Below are 13,639 nucleotides of genomic sequence, written 5' to 3' on the forward strand. Positions count from 1 at the left end.
CTTATCCTTCCGTCCTGCGGCGGCTCCGCAGGAACTGTGCGATCTGGCGGACCACGGTTTCCGTGTCGGTCAGTACCTGAACATCGAGGAAGCGCAGGACGGCGTAACCATCGAGCTGGAGGCGCACGTCGCGCTGCCGGTCCGCGGCGAACTTGGCGGCGCCGCGGTGGTCGGGGCCGTCGATCTCCACCACGCACCGCTCCGTCTCCCACAGCAGGTCCAGGCGGTAGGGGGTGGCCAGCGGGTGCGGCTGGTACGTCTGGTTCCAGGCGCGGCCCGACGCCCACGCGCGTCCGGCGAGCGCCGCTTCGAGTGCCTGCTCGGCGGGGCTGCCGGGGTGCGGTCTGCCCGCTATCGCCGGGTAGAGCAGGCGGGGGTCGCCTTCGTCGGCCGGGGCGGGGAGGACCGCGGGTGGAAGGTGCGGTTTCACCGTCTCCACGCGGTCCACGGCGTCCAGCGGGGCGCCCGTGAGCCACACCGCGGCCGGCGCCCGGTGGGCCAGCCACTCGCAGCCCGCGACGAGCACCTCCTGCGCGGCCGGCGCCAGGCCCGCCGGGACGCGGACCAGGACGGCCAGCCCCGACCTGCCGAAGCTGTCGGCCAGCACCCTGGCCAGGCCCGCCACCCGCACCTCCGGCCCGAACACACTGGGCAGCTCAGCCCGCGCCAGCTCCGCTGAGCCGGCCTGCGCCGAGCCGGCCTGCGCCTGTGTGGCCCAGTCGCCCGGCATCCGCGCCGCCGAGCCTGCCAGGGCCCGTGACGCCAGTTCGGCGAGGAACGGGCCGTAGTGCTCGCTGGCCGAAGCCCTGCGCAGCGCCAGCGACCGGACGGCCGCCACGTTCGCGCCGCCCGTCCCCTCGATCCCGGAGGCCTCCGGCAGCCAGGCGGGGAACAGCGCGATGGCCGCCTCGTCCAGCGAGCGCAGGACCGAGGCGACCAGGCGGGGGAGCGAGCGGACATCGCCAGGAAGGTAGGTGAGGATGGCCGGGGCGTCCGGCGGGAGCGGGTCGATGCTCAGGGCGAGCGCCTCGGCGTCCGCGTCCAGCCGGACCACCCGGCCGGGAGGGAGCTGTGACCACGACCGCACGAGCACCGCCCCAGATGGACCTGATGATCAACATCTGTGACGTTATAGGCCCTTCAGCCGGCTGTCACCCGATCGGCGAAAGGGGCAGGGGCGCGGGTGAGCATGGCCTGGGCGAGGCTCGCCTTGACCAGGGCCGCGCCGCGCACCACCGGGACGAGGGTCAGCGCGAACACCACCCCGATCGCGGTGTTGAGGACGACGAACGTCGTGTCGCCGCCGCCGAGGCCGAGCAGCTCGGGCAGGGTCAGGTCCAGGCCGGGCAGGGCGGCGATGACCCAGCCGTACAGGGGGAAGGTGAGGCCGGCCAGGGCGCCGGTCCACCAGACGGCGGCGACGACGGAGGCGGCCAGCGAGATCGGGAAGGCGATGACGCCGTACAGGAGGTCGAGCGCGGCCTGGCCGTTGGCCAGCGGGTTCATCGTGCGGCGGAACCAGCCCGCCCACGCGGGGGCGGCCGGGTAGGGCGGGCGGGCCACGTCGCGGCCGAGCACGCCGGGGAGCGCGACGCGTTCGAAGTCGGCCAGGTTCCTGGCCGCGGCGGCGGTGGCGGCCAGGATCGGCAGGCCGATGAACACGACCGCGGTGCCCAGCCCGGCCGAGACGCCGGCCACGACGACGGCGAAGTGCAGGAGGGCCGCCGGGAGGCCGAGCAGGGTGTAGCGGGTGTCGGTGGCGAGCCGATGCCAGAGGGGGTGGCGGGTGCTGGTGGCGGGGCTGTGCCGGAGGGTTGTCATGGGGACGACGCTACGGGCGCGCCCCCGTCCCGCTCGATCCCGCGTGCGGCCCAATGCGGGGTAGGGCTGGCACTACTGCCGGAAGCCGCGCTCGCCCCGGTCGTGGCGGAAGGCGTCCAGCCGGTCGAAGTCCAGCTCGTGGGGTGAGACGGGCGCGTCAGGCGGCCCGGTGAAGAAGCCCGTGGGCGTCTGCGGGCACGGGTTGGCGAAGCCGGTGACCCCGGCGCACGGGTGGCCCAGGTAGGTGGTCTCGTGGTGCCAGTCGCTGACCGCCACGTACGTCATGAACTCGTAGGCCCGCGCCACGCTCATGTGCTGCCACAGCTCGCGCGCGGGCGCGGGGCCTTCCCAGCGGGTCACGGAGAAGGCGGGCACGAGGACGGCGTCGAGCCGGTCGTGCCCGGCCAGGCTGGCCGAGTACCACAGGTCGGCGCAGAGCAGCACGTGCAGGCGGCGGCCGTCCAGCTCGAAGCCGCCGCTCGGCCGGCCCGGCCGCACGCCGGAGCGCAGCTCCAGCCCGTACGGATGCACCTTGTCGTACTCCAGCAGCAGGGTGCCCAGCGGGTCGTAGACCGCGCCCCGGTTGACGGGGCCGTCGTAGTGGGAGCCGCCGACGACCGTCATGCCGGAGCCCTCGGCCAGCGCGCGGACCCTGGCCAGGTAGTCGGCGCGGGGCAGGCTGGAGCCCGCCAGCTCGGGCAGCAGCACCACGTCCCCCGAGCGGGGGCGGAGCAGCTCTTCGACGGCGTCGAAGTTGGCGTGACCGTCGGGGGACCAGTGCGGGGGCTGAACCAGGAGGATCTTCACGTCTCTACTGTGACCGGCCGGGGATGGCGGCGAGCAACTCGCGGGTGTAGTCGTCGGACGGATGGTCGAAGATCTCCTCCGCGGTGCCGCTCTCCACGATCCGGCCGCCGCGCATGACGTGCACGGCGTGCGAGATCATCCGTACGACGGCCAGGTCGTGGCTGATGAACAGGTAGCTGAGCCCCAGCTCCCGCTGCAGCTCGGCGAGCAGCTCCAGGATCTGCGCCTGCACCAGCACGTCCAGCGCGGAGACGGCCTCGTCGAGCACGACCAGCTCCGGCGACAGGGCCAGCGCGCGGGCGATGGCCACCCGCTGGCGCTGCCCACCCGACAGCTCGTGCGGCAGCCGCCCCGCCAGCGACGCGGGCAGCGACACCTTCTCCAGCAGCTCGGCCGCCGTCCTCCTGCGCTCGGCCGCGGTGCCGACGCCGTGCACGCGCAGCGGCTCGGCGATCGACTTCTCCACCGTGTAGCGGGGGTCGAGCGAGGCGTACGGGTTCTGGAAGACGGGCTGCACCCTGCGGCGGAAGGCGAACAGCTCCTTCCTGCCCAGCGCGGTCAGGTCGGTGCCGTCGAAGCGGATGCCGCCCGCGGTCGGCGCGTCCAGGCCGAGCAGCAGGTTCGCGGTGGTGGACTTGCCGGAGCCCGACTCGCCCACGATCGAGACGGTGCGGCCGCGCGGGATGGCGAACGACACCCCGTCCACCGCCGTGAACTCCTCCCCGCCGCCCCTGATGGGGAACACCTTGCGCAGCCCGTCCACGACGACCAGGTCCGGCTCGTCGCGGGGCGGCTCGCTGACGCGTACGGACGACAGGCTCGGCACGGCCTGGAGCAGCCGCTTGGTGTACTCGTGCGCCGGGTCGGACAGGATCCCGGCCGCCGGGCCTGTCTCGACGATCTCGCCCTGGTACATGACGGCCACCACGTCGGCCCGTTCGGCGGCCAGCGCCAGGTCGTGCGTGATGAGGAAGACGGCCGTGCCCATCTCGGCGGTGAGCTCCCCGAGCTGGTCCAGGATGCGCCGCTGCACGGTCACGTCCAGGGCGGAGGTCGGCTCGTCGGCGATGAGCAGCCGGGGCCGGCAGGCCAGCCCCATGGCGATCAGCGCCCGCTGCCGCATGCCGCCGGAGAACTCGTGCGGGTACTGCCCGCTCCGCCGTTCCGGGTCGGGAATGCCGACCATGTCGAGCAGCTCGACCACGCGGGCCCGCGCGGCCCGGCCGGTGGCCACGCCGTGCACCTCCAGCGCCTCGGCGATCTGGTCGCCGATGCGCATGAGCGGGTTGAGGTTCGACATCGGGTCCTGCGGCACCAGGCCGATGCCGGCGCCGCGGATCGCGGTCAGCTCGCGGCGGCTCGCCTTGGCCAGGTCGCGGCCCTCGAACAGCACCTGGCCGCCGGTGATGCGGCCGTTGTCGGGCAGCAGCCGGTTGACGGCGGCGGCCGTGGTGGACTTGCCGGAGCCCGACTCGCCCACGACGGCGACGGTCTGGCCGGGCAGGATGTCCATCGAGACGTTCCTGACGACGGTGACGTCCCGCTTGCGGGTGCGGAAGGCGACGGAGAGGTCGCGGATCTCCAACAGCGGGCTCATGCGGTCCCCGATCGGTGTGCGATGTCCTGCAGCAGGGCGTTCCAGAGGTCGTCCGTGGGCGTGGGCGCGCCCTCGACGAGCAGGCGGTTGCTCGCCAGCGCCAGGGCGACGTCGCGGCCGGGCACGAACCCGACGGCGCAGCCCACGTAGCCGGGGTGGCCGAGGACGGTGACGGTCTCGCCGGGCAGCTCCAGCGCGTACCTGCGGAAGCCGAGCGCCTGCTCCTGGTCGGGGCCGGGGGTGAGGAACTCCTTGACGACCTCCGGCCGCCACAGGTGGTCGTACTCCTCGTACCTGGACATCGCCAGGCCGTACCTCAGCAGGTCGGGCACCGTGGAGAACAGGCCCGCGTGCCCGGCGACGCCGTCGAAGGCGTGGTAGGCGTTGCCGTCGGCGACCTCCCCGAGCACCGGCCCTGACCGCCAGCGGCCGAAGTCGCCGCTGCGGTAGGGCACCGGGTAGGGACGGCCGGTGTCGAGCATCGTCATCTCGGCCCGGTCGTCGAACGCGCTCATGGCCGCCTCCGAGCCCGCCGGGCGGGCGTAGGTGGTGGACGTCAGGCCCAGCGGCCGGGCGACCAGCTCGGCCAGCGCCCGGTCCAGGCGCAGCCCCGTCACCTGCGTGACGATCCTGCCCAGCAGGATGAAGCCCAGGTCGGAGTAGTGGCGGGCGCGGCCCGGCCGGTAGCGGGGCGGCGGGAGCTGCGGCTGGATGTACAGCGGCCACCACTCCCACAGGCCGCCGCGGTGCAGCAGCAGGTCCCGCACGGTGATCGCCTCGTACGACTTCGGCAGGTACGCGCTGAGCGGCGCGTCCAGATCCACGAGCCGGTCGGACACCAGGCGGATCAGCATCGTGGTGGTGGCCACGACCTTCGTCACCGAGGCCAGGTCGTGGTAGGTGTCCATGGTCATCGGCGCCGCGCCCTCCGGGTGCGCCGTCCGGTGGCCGTGGCACTCGTCGAGGTCGAACCAGGGGGTGCGGGCCGCCATGATCAGGCCGGGTGGCGGCGCGTTCATGCCAGCCTCAGCGCGCGGGGTGGCGCGGCGACCGGCTCGGGCAGCGCCAGCGGCCCCGCGCCGGGGGTCAGCGTGCCCAGGATGCGGGCGCCCGCCGCGCCCGTCCCGCCGGGCGCCGTGCCGGGCAGGCCGTGCGCGGTGAGCCAGCCGATCAGCGCGAACGCGATGGCCTCCTTGTCGTCGGAGGGCGTGCCGAAGTCGTCGGACGGCGACACGGTCACGCCGGGCAGCGCGGCCCGCAGCCCGTCCATGACGACCGGGTTGCGGCATCCGCCGCCGGAGACGACCAGCGTGCCGACCCCGGCGGCCCGCACGTCGTGCGCGACCGTGCGCACGGTCAGCTCGGTCAGCGTCGCCACCAGATCGGCGTCACCGACGCTCACCGCGGCTTCGGCCAGGGCCGCGTCCACGTACGCCAGGTGGAACAGCTCCTTGCCGGTGCTCTTCGGCGCGGAAAGCCGGTAGTACGGCTCGTCCAGCAGCACCTCCAGCAGCCGCTCGGACACCCGTCCGGACGCCGCGATCCGCCCGTCCTCGTCGAAGCCGCGCGGATGCAGCCCCCGGCTGGTCACGACAGCGTCGATGAGCGCGTTGGCGGGGCCGATGTCGTAGGCGTACAGCGTGCCGCCGCGCACCACGGTCATGTTCGAGATGCCGCCCAGGTTGAGCGCCCCCGCGCCGCCCTCGTACCCGCCGAGCAGCAGCCCGTCCAGCACCGACACCAGCGGCGCTCCGTGCCCGCCGGCCGTGATGTCCCTGATGCGCACGTCCGACAGGACGGGCGCGCCGGTCCGCTCGGCGATCCAGGCGGGCTGCCCGATCTGCAGGGTGCCGAGCGCGTGCGCGCCCTCCACCCAGTGGTAGACGGTCTGCCCGTGCGAGACGATCAGGTCGACCGGCCCGCTCGCGTCGATCGCCGCGGCGGCGGCGCCGGCGAAGCTCTGCCCGATGAGCGTGTCGAGCACGCACACCTCCGCCAGCGTCGCCGGCGCGGGCGGCAGGGCCGCGATCAGCCGCGCCCGCAGCTCCTGCGGGTACGGCGTGCTCGCGGAGTGCGCCAGCCGGCCTTCGAGCACGCTCCCGACGAGCTCGAAGTCCACCACGGCCACGTCGATCCCGTCGTGCGAGGTGCCGGAGATCATCCCGAGTACTCTCATGACAGCTCCCCCAGAGCGGCGCGCAGCCGCCCGCCGGCCGCGGCCAGCCGGGCCGCCGCCTCCCGTGGCGGCAGGTCGAAGCGCGTGGCCACGACCGCCTGCTTGACGTTGAACCCGTTCGCGTCCAGCGCGGCCAGCGCCTCGTCACGCCCGGCCCCCGTGATCGTCCGCACCATGCGCACGGCCCGCTCGCGCAGCTTGCCGTTGCTGGCCTTCACGTCGACCATCAGGTTGCCGTACGTCTTGCCCAGCCGCACCATCACGATGGTCGAGAACATGTTCAGCACGAGCTTCTGCGCCGTGCCCGCCTTGAGCCTGGTCGAGCCGCTGATCACCTCGGGCCCGACGAGCACCTCGATCGCGTGCCCGGCCGCCGCGCTGAGCGGCGCGCCCGTGTTGCACGACAGCCCGACGGTCAGCGCGCCCAGCTCGCGCGCCCGCCGCACGGCGGCCAGCACGTACGGGGTGCGCCCGCTGGAGGCGATGCCCACCACGGTGTCGAGCGGCCCGACCTGGGCGGCGTCCACCGCGGCGGCCCCGGCCTCCTCGTCGTCCTCGGCCCCCTCGCAGGGGGAGACGATCGCGCTCTCGCCGCCCGCGATGATCGCGAAGACCTGCTCGGGCGGCGTGGAGAAGGTCGGCGGGCACTCGGAGGCGTCCAGCACGCCGAGCCGTCCCGGCGTGCCCGCGCCCACGTAGACGAGCCGGCCGCCGGCCTCCATGCGCGCGGCCGTGGCCTCGATCGCCGTCGTGATGCTGGGCAGCGCCGCGGCGACGGCGGCGGGCACCGTGGTGTCGGCCGCGTTCATGGCCGCCGCCAGGTCGCCCACGCTCATGGTGTCGATCTCGGCGAAGCGCGGGTCGGCCGACTCCGTCGTCAGTTCTGAAAGGTTCACCGCGTTCCCCGGTTCCGTGGGTCGAGAGTGTCACGCAGGCCGTCGCCGAGCAGGTTGAGCCCCACCACGAGCAGCACGACGACCACGCCGGGCGCGATCAGCGTCCACGGCGCGACGAACACCAGGCTGCGCGCCTCGAAGATCATCGAGCCGAGCGACGGCGCAGGCGGCGGGGTGCCGAGGCCGAGGAAGCTCAGCGACGCCTCGGTCAGCACCGCCCACGACAGCGACAGCGCCACCTGGACGACGATGATCGAGGTGATGTTGGGCAGCACGTGGCGGAGCATGATCTGCCAGCGGCTCTGGCCGGTGGAGACGGCCGCCTTCACGTACTCGATCTCCCTGAGCGAGAGCACGGGGCCGCGCGTGACGCGGATGAAGATCGGCACGTACACGATGGCGATGGCCACGGCGATGGTGAACCAGTTGCGGTCCAGCACCGAGGCCAGCGACAGCGCCAGCAGCAGGGGAGGGAAGGCGAACAGCACGTTCGTCACGCCGCCGATCGCGCCGTCGGCCAGGCCGCGGTAGAAGCCGGACACCAGCCCGCCCAGCGTGCCCACCACGGTCGCGAACGCCACCGCGACCACGGCGATCAGCGCCGAGTTGCCGACGCCCGCCGCCACGCGGGAGAAGACGTCCCGCCCGAACTGGTCGGTGCCGAACAGGTGCGTGCCCGACGGGGCCTGAAAGCGCGACGGCGGATGTTGCGCGATCGGGTCGTACGGCAGCAGCCCCAGGTACGACAGCATCGCCACGACCGCCAGCACCGCCAGGATCACGATGCCCGCCAGCGCCGCCGGGCTGCGCCTCACGATGCCCTCACCCGCGGGTCGATCACCCGGTAGAGCAGGTCGGTCAGCAGGTTGACCAGCACGAACGCCAGCGCGATCACCAGTACGGTGCTCTGCACCACCGCGTACTCCTTCTGCTGGATGCCCAGCAGCACCTGCCGCCCGATGCCCGGCACGGAGAAGATCTGCTCCACCACGACGGCCCCGCCCAGCAGGTAGCCGAACTGGAGCCCTGTCATGGTGACGATCGGCACGAGCGCGTTGCCCAGCACGTGCCTGGCCTGCAGCCGCCGCTCCGGCACGCCCTTGGCGCGGGCGGTGCGCACGAAGTCGTTCGAGCGCACCTCCAGCACCGCCGTGCGGGTGGTGCGCAGGATGGGCGCGGCGATGCCGAAGCCCAGCACCAGCGCGGGCAGCAGCATCTGCCGCAGGTTGAGCAGCGGATCTTCGAGCAGGGTGGCGAAGCCCTGCCCGTTGGGGTTGAACCCGAATGACGCCGCGAAGATCGACAGCAGCGTCGTGGCCAGCAGGAACGCCGGGATCGACAGCCCCGCCAGGCTGACCACCTGGCCGGCGGCGTCCCTGACGGAGTTCGTCCGGGAGGCGGCCAGCATGCCCAGCGGCACCCCGATCAGCAGCGCCAGCAGGATCGACAGCACGGCCAGCTCGAACGTCACCGGCAGCGCGTGCAGGGTCAGGTCGAGCACGCTCTGCTGCGAGCGGGCCGAGTAGCCGAAGTTGCCGGTGAACATGTTGCCCAGCCACGAGAAGAACTGCGTGACCAGCGGCTGGTCGAGGCCGTAGTACTGCTCCAGGGCCTGCCGCTGGGCGGGGGTGAGCGCGGCGGCCTCCGTGCCCAGCCCGGCCGTGATCTGGTCGCCGGGCAGCGCCCGCAGCATGACGAAGACGACCACGGCCACCCCGAACAGGATGCCCGCCGTCTCCGCCACGCGGCGGACGACCCGGTTGCGCGCGAACCTCATCCGACGGCGGTGGTCCGCAGGTACTGCAGCGAGCCGCTGGCCATCGGCGTGAAGCCGCTGACGTTCGCCGTCGTCGCGGTGTAGGTGTAGCCGGAGAACAGCCAGATCCAGGCCGCGTTGTCCTCCAGGTGCGCGCCGACCTTGTCGTAGATCGCCTTGCGCTCGGCCTGGTCGGTGGTGGCCTTGCCCTGCGCGAACAGCTCGTCCAGCTCGGGGGAGCTGTAGCCGGCGACCTTGTTCAGGTTGCCCTCGCTGGTGAAGTAGCGGCCGTAGGAGCCGTCGGGGTCGGGCCGCCCGCCGTTGAGCGCGACGGCCGCGTCGAAGTCGGCCGCCACCCAGCGGTCCACGAACGCGCCCGACTCCAGCACCTCCAGCTCCAGGTTGATCTTCGCCTCGGCGAGCTGGGCCTTGAGGTTCTGGGCCTCGTTGACGGAGGTCGCGTACTCGCCCTGCGAGACGATCGCCTTGACCGTCAGGCCGCCGGACTTGCCCGCCTTGCCGAGGTACTCGGCGGCCTTGGCCAGGTCACGGGAGGGGCAGGGGCGCTTGTTCGGGTCGGACTTGAAGGCCGGGGCGGTGATCGGCCCGGTCACCTCGCCCTCGCCGAGCGCGGCGGTGTCGAGCACCTGCTTGCGGTCGATCGCGCACTGGATCGCCAGCCGCACGTTGACGTCCTTGAGGTCGCCGTGCTGGGCGTTGAGCTGGAGCGCGTGGTAGTTGAGCTGCGGCGTCTTGGCCACGGTGATCGTGCCGCCGCCCTCGGCGGTCTGCGCGACGAGCGGGTCGTTGAAGACCGCGAGCTGCACGTTGCCCGACTGCATGGCCGACACGATGGACGACTCGTCGGGGATCACCCGGAACTCGACGGCGGCGACCTTCGGCTTCTCCGCGCCCCAGTACTTGTCGTTCCTGTTGAGCGTGATCGACTGGCTGGCCACCCGCTTGCCCAGCGTGAACGGCCCGGTGCCGTTGGGCGTGGCGGTCAGCTTCTCCTCGGTGTCGTCGGAGGAGATGATCGCCATGTTGACGGTGGCGAGGTTGGCGGGCAGCGCGGCGTCGGGGCCGGTCAGCTCCAGCACCACGGTGCTCGCGTCGGGCGCCTCGACGGACTTCACCGAGGCCAGCGACGCCCTGGCCACGGCCGCCGTCTTCTCGTCCATGATCTTGTCGAGGGACGACTTGACGTCCTTGGAGTCGAACGCGCTGCCGTCGGCGAACGTGACGCCCTGCCGGAGCTTGAGCGTCAGCTTCTTGCCGTCGTCGGACGGCTCCCAGGACTCGGCCAGGCCGGGCACCACGTTCAGGTCCTTGTCGAACTCGGTGAGCGTGCCGTACAGGTTCTGCAGCACGTTGACGGCCGTGAACTGGGTGGCCTTCCAGGGGAAGAGCGTGTCGGGGTCGGAGGTCACGCCGACCACCAGTGAGCCGCCGCCCTGGCCGGCAGGGGTGCTGCTGGTTGCTGGCCCGGAGGAGGACGAACAGGCGGTGAGGGCGAGGGACAACGCGGCGGCGAGGCCGGCCGCGGAGAAGGCGCCACGGGTCATGTGGTCTCCTTCGGGCAGTAGGTCATAAAATTACGCAGACCCTACCACCAGGGTATTTTCTTTCCAGCGACGGGGTGACGATGGCCGAGGAAGCCGAGACGCTGCTGATCCGCATCCGGGCGGCCATGCCCGCCCTGCGGCCGTCGGAGCGGCGCATCGCCGAGATGTTCGTCGGCGAGCCGTCCGCCGCCGCCAACCTGTCGATCGCCGAGCTGGCCGCGCGCTGCGAGACCTCGACGACCTCCGTGGTGCGCTTCTACCAGCGCATGGGCTACGCCCACTACAAGCACTTCCGCATCGACCTGACCAGGGCCGTGGCCAGGGAGGAGCTGGCCGCCGCCAGCCTGCCGGAGGTGTCGGGCGACATCGACAGGAACGACAGCCTGGAGGGCATCGTCTCCAAGGTCGCGATGAACGAGACGCTGTCCATCGCCGACACGGCCCGCATGCTCGACATGGAGGCGCTGGGCGAGGCGGTGGCGCGGCTGCTGGCCGCGCGCAGGATCGACACCTTCGGCGTGGGCGCCAGCGCGCTGGTCGGTCTGGACCTGCAGCAGAAGCTGTCGCGCATCGGCCGCACCGCGATCAACTGGCACGACTCCCACTCGGCCTGGACGTCGGCGGCCACGCTCGACGCCGGCTGCGTGGCGGTGGCCGTCTCGCACAGCGGCGCCACCGTGGACACCGTCGAGTTCCTGGCCATCGCCCGCAAGACCGGGGCGGCGACCGTGGCGATCACCAACTTCCGCGAGTCGCCGCTGGCCCGCGCGGCCGACGTGACGCTCACGACGGCCGCGCGGGAGACCCGGTTCCGCTCCGGCGCGCTGGGCAGCCGCATCGCCCAGCTCATGGTGGTGGACTGCCTGTTCACCGGGGTCGCGCAGGCCTCCTACGACGCGTCGATGGAGGCGCTGCGCAACACGTACGCGGTGGTGCACGACCGCAGGGTCAAGCGCACCTAGCTGGGGCTCTGAACCGTCTCGCAGTCCACGCTGACCCGGTCGCGCGCCCCCGCGTCGATCAGGGCCAGGTCGGCGCCGTCGCCGCAGAAGGAGAGCTGGTCGCCGACGGTGTCGCGCAGGTCGATCACGTCGTTGCCGCGGCCCGAGGACAACAGGTCCCGGCCGTTGCCGCCGGTGAGCCGGTTGGCCAGGTCGTCGCCGGTGAGCGTGTCGCCGAAGGAGCCGCCGACCACGTTCTCGGTCTGGACGTTGTCCTCGTCGGCGGGGCGGGCGCCGTCGGCCTCGCGCCCGTCGTTGTAGCGGAAGTCCAGGCTGACGTTGACGCCGTTCGTCCCGGTCGGGCCGGTGGCCGGCACGCCCTGGTAGTCGGCGGTGTCCACGCCGAGGCCGCCGAAGTACATGATCCGGCTGGCCGCCGCGCCCACGGTGCCCTTGGACTGGCTGGGACGGAAGACGTCGTCGCCGCCGTCACCCTCGACGTAGCCCTCCAGCGGGACCAGCGAGCTGAACCTGTCGGCGCCCTCGCCCAGCCGGGCGTGGATCCTCGTGATGCCGACGGAGCAGCGCGCGGTCGTCAGGTCGCCGGGGGCCGAGACGCAGCCCGCGCCGGGCGTGATGTTCACCGAGTCGCTGATCCGCAGCACGTTGCTGCCCGACTCCAGCGTGACCAGGACCTTGTTGGAGTCGGCCGAGCCGACGTAGTCGAGCTGCAGCAGGCCGCCGCTGACCACCCGCACGGAGGCGGACGAGGTGCCCGCGGACACGGCGTGACCGGCGGTGGGCAGCGCGGCGAGCGCGCCGACGGCCAGGCCGCCGAGTAACGAGAGGTGCAGGGCTCGACGCTTGAGCGTGTGCATGACTCCTCCTCATGGAGTGCTTGAAACTTTGACAGGCCCCATGGTGATACGGAATTTTGTTCTGCTCTGCGTCTTTGTGCACGGATGATCTGTCATCCTCGCGACAGTTCACAGGTCCGATTCACCTGCGGTTCACTGGCCGCCCCTACCTTGTAGCCCCATGAGCTGGAGGTACCGGGCCAACGCCACACTTGAGGGCCTGACGGGATACACGTTGACGCGCAAGCTGCACAAGGAGCCGCCCAAGCCGCCACCGCCGCCCAAGGTGCCGCTGGAGCTGCAGCGGCTGCCGGGCGACAAGGCCCGCCCGCCCGTGGACCCCGCGCACGACCGGCTGCTGCGCGAGCCCGTCTTCCTGCTGTCGTCCGTACGGTCCGGCTCCACGCTGCTGCGCGTCATGCTCAACAGCCACTCGCGGATCCACTCGCCGATCGAGACGCACTTCAGGCGGGTGACCGTCGGCCTGGGCACCGACCCCGTACGCCAGGCCATGGAGCTGCTCGGCCACACCCACAGCGACCTCGAGCACCTCGTCTGGGACCGGCTGCTGCACCGCGAGCTGACCCGCAGCGGCAAGTCGATCATGTGCGAGAAGACGCCCAGCAACGTCTTCGTCTGGCGGCGCGTGGCCACCTGCTGGCCGGACGCGCGCTTCGTCTTCCTGCTGCGTCATCCGATGTCGATCGTGCAGTCGTGGCACGAGGCCGACCCGGTCAAGCGGCCCATGAGCGAGGCCGTGCCGCGCACGCTCAACTACATGAAGTACCTGGAGGAGGCGCGTACGCACCTGGAGGGGCTGACCGTCAGGTACGAGGAGCTGACCGCCGACCCCGAGGGCCAGCTCCGCCGCATCTGCCTGTATCTGGGCGTGGAGTTCGAGCAGATCATGCTGGAGTACGGCAAGAAGGACCACGGCGGCTTCGTCAAGGGCATCGGCGACTGGCGCGACAAGATCCGCACCGGCACCGTCGTGGCCGGCCGGCCCCTGCCGACGCCCGACGAGATCCCCGTTGAGCTGCACGAGATCTGCCGGACGTGGGACTATCTCGCCTGACGGGTATCGCACAGCCTCGGTTGCGACTCTGTGACAGAGTTCGCCTGCGATTTGCCCGCCATTCGACCAAAGCTCCGATATGTTGCCCTTCGTGATCAACGGGCCTTCGCGCCGAGCCTTACTTGCCGGTACCTTCGCCGGCCTCGCC

At 72.1% G+C, this 13,639-nt stretch carries 13 protein-coding genes; 2 read left to right on the forward strand and 11 right to left on the reverse strand.

What is annotated here, in order from left to right; all coding sequences use genetic code 11:
• Nucleotide 1 precedes the first annotated feature (1 nt).
• From ABD331_RS36735 to ABD331_RS36780, 10 genes are all read right to left on the reverse strand, one after another.
• Nucleotides 2-1,087, reverse strand: a complete 1,086-nt coding sequence (locus tag ABD331_RS36735) for a DUF559 domain-containing protein (RefSeq protein ID WP_344485525.1) — start codon at nt 1,085-1,087, stop codon at nt 2-4.
• A 53-nt stretch (nt 1,088-1,140) separates the two neighbouring features.
• A complete protein-coding gene (locus ABD331_RS36740; protein ID WP_344485528.1) occupies nt 1,141-1,821 on the reverse strand; it encodes a sensor domain-containing protein in 681 nt (226 codons plus the stop codon).
• A 72-nt stretch (nt 1,822-1,893) separates the two neighbouring features.
• The gene (locus ABD331_RS36745; RefSeq protein ID WP_344485531.1) at nt 1,894-2,628 is read right to left on the reverse strand and encodes a carbon-nitrogen hydrolase family protein; all 735 of its coding nucleotides are present in this window, start codon (nt 2,626-2,628) and stop codon (nt 1,894-1,896) included.
• A 4-nt stretch (nt 2,629-2,632) separates the two neighbouring features.
• Nucleotides 2,633-4,225 (reverse strand): ABC transporter ATP-binding protein, encoded by a 1,593-nt coding sequence (locus ABD331_RS36750; RefSeq protein ID WP_344485534.1) that lies wholly within the window; start codon nt 4,223-4,225, stop codon nt 2,633-2,635.
• Entirely contained in the window at nt 4,222-5,244 is a 1,023-nt protein-coding gene (locus tag ABD331_RS36755; protein ID WP_344485537.1) for a serine hydrolase domain-containing protein, read from the reverse strand. Before ABD331_RS36755 ends, ABD331_RS36750 begins: the two co-directional genes overlap by 4 nt.
• A complete protein-coding gene (locus ABD331_RS36760) occupies nt 5,241-6,401 on the reverse strand; it encodes an anhydro-N-acetylmuramic acid kinase (RefSeq protein WP_344485539.1) in 1,161 nt (386 codons plus the stop codon). Before ABD331_RS36760 ends, ABD331_RS36755 begins: the two co-directional genes overlap by 4 nt.
• On the reverse strand, nt 6,398-7,297 hold the full coding sequence (gene murQ, locus ABD331_RS36765) for an N-acetylmuramic acid 6-phosphate etherase (protein ID WP_344485542.1): 900 nt from the start codon (nt 7,295-7,297) through the stop codon (nt 6,398-6,400). The genes ABD331_RS36760 and murQ overlap by 4 nt, the downstream gene beginning before the upstream one ends.
• The gene (locus ABD331_RS36770; RefSeq protein WP_344485545.1) at nt 7,294-8,112 is read right to left on the reverse strand and encodes an ABC transporter permease; all 819 of its coding nucleotides are present in this window, start codon (nt 8,110-8,112) and stop codon (nt 7,294-7,296) included. Before ABD331_RS36770 ends, murQ begins: the two co-directional genes overlap by 4 nt.
• Nucleotides 8,109-9,074 (reverse strand): ABC transporter permease, encoded by a 966-nt coding sequence (locus tag ABD331_RS36775; RefSeq protein ID WP_344485549.1) that lies wholly within the window; start codon nt 9,072-9,074, stop codon nt 8,109-8,111. Before ABD331_RS36775 ends, ABD331_RS36770 begins: the two co-directional genes overlap by 4 nt.
• A complete protein-coding gene (locus ABD331_RS36780) occupies nt 9,071-10,618 on the reverse strand; it encodes an ABC transporter substrate-binding protein (protein ID WP_344485552.1) in 1,548 nt (515 codons plus the stop codon). The genes ABD331_RS36775 and ABD331_RS36780 overlap by 4 nt, the downstream gene beginning before the upstream one ends.
• An 80-nt stretch (nt 10,619-10,698) precedes the next feature.
• Here ABD331_RS36780 and ABD331_RS36785 point away from each other — a divergent pair, with 80 nt between their 5' ends.
• A complete protein-coding gene (locus tag ABD331_RS36785; RefSeq protein WP_344485555.1) occupies nt 10,699-11,580 on the forward strand; it encodes a MurR/RpiR family transcriptional regulator in 882 nt (293 codons plus the stop codon).
• Here ABD331_RS36785 and ABD331_RS36790 read toward each other — a convergent pair.
• Nucleotides 11,577-12,437 carry a hypothetical protein gene (locus tag ABD331_RS36790; RefSeq protein ID WP_344485558.1) on the reverse strand — a complete coding sequence of 287 codons (861 nt, stop codon included), beginning with the start codon at nt 12,435-12,437 and terminating at the stop codon, nt 11,577-11,579. The two genes, ABD331_RS36785 and ABD331_RS36790, sit on opposite strands and share 4 nt — an antisense overlap.
• A 160-nt stretch (nt 12,438-12,597) precedes the next feature.
• On the opposite strand from ABD331_RS36790, the gene ABD331_RS36795 reads away from it, so the two are divergent.
• Nucleotides 12,598-13,491 (forward strand): sulfotransferase family protein, encoded by an 894-nt coding sequence (locus ABD331_RS36795; RefSeq protein ID WP_344485560.1) that lies wholly within the window; start codon nt 12,598-12,600, stop codon nt 13,489-13,491.
• Nucleotides 13,492-13,639 lie beyond the last annotated feature (148 nt).

Origin of the sequence: Nonomuraea monospora, from assembly GCF_039531895.1 — a bacterium.
GTDB lineage: Bacteria > Actinomycetota > Actinomycetes > Streptosporangiales > Streptosporangiaceae > Nonomuraea > Nonomuraea monospora.

Bases quoted from the DNA above. Each gene is read 5' to 3' on its own strand.
- ABD331_RS36740 (WP_344485528.1), bottom strand. From the start codon at position 1,821: ATGACAACCCTCCGGCACAGCCCCGCCACCAGCACCCGCCACCCCCTC.
- ABD331_RS36750 (WP_344485534.1), bottom strand. From the start codon at position 4,225: ATGAGCCCGCTGTTGGAGATCCGCGACCTCTCCGTCGCCTTCCGCACC.
- ABD331_RS36755 (WP_344485537.1), bottom strand. From the start codon at position 5,244: ATGAACGCGCCGCCACCCGGCCTGATCATGGCGGCCCGCACCCCCTGG.
- ABD331_RS36760 (WP_344485539.1), bottom strand. From the start codon at position 6,401: ATGAGAGTACTCGGGATGATCTCCGGCACCTCGCACGACGGGATCGAC.
- ABD331_RS36775 (WP_344485549.1), bottom strand. From the start codon at position 9,074: ATGAGGTTCGCGCGCAACCGGGTCGTCCGCCGCGTGGCGGAGACGGCG.
- ABD331_RS36780 (WP_344485552.1), bottom strand. From the start codon at position 10,618: ATGACCCGTGGCGCCTTCTCCGCGGCCGGCCTCGCCGCCGCGTTGTCC.
- ABD331_RS36785 (WP_344485555.1), top strand. From the start codon at position 10,699: ATGGCCGAGGAAGCCGAGACGCTGCTGATCCGCATCCGGGCGGCCATG.
- ABD331_RS36790 (WP_344485558.1), bottom strand. From the start codon at position 12,437: ATGCACACGCTCAAGCGTCGAGCCCTGCACCTCTCGTTACTCGGCGGC.
- ABD331_RS36795 (WP_344485560.1), top strand. From the start codon at position 12,598: ATGAGCTGGAGGTACCGGGCCAACGCCACACTTGAGGGCCTGACGGGA.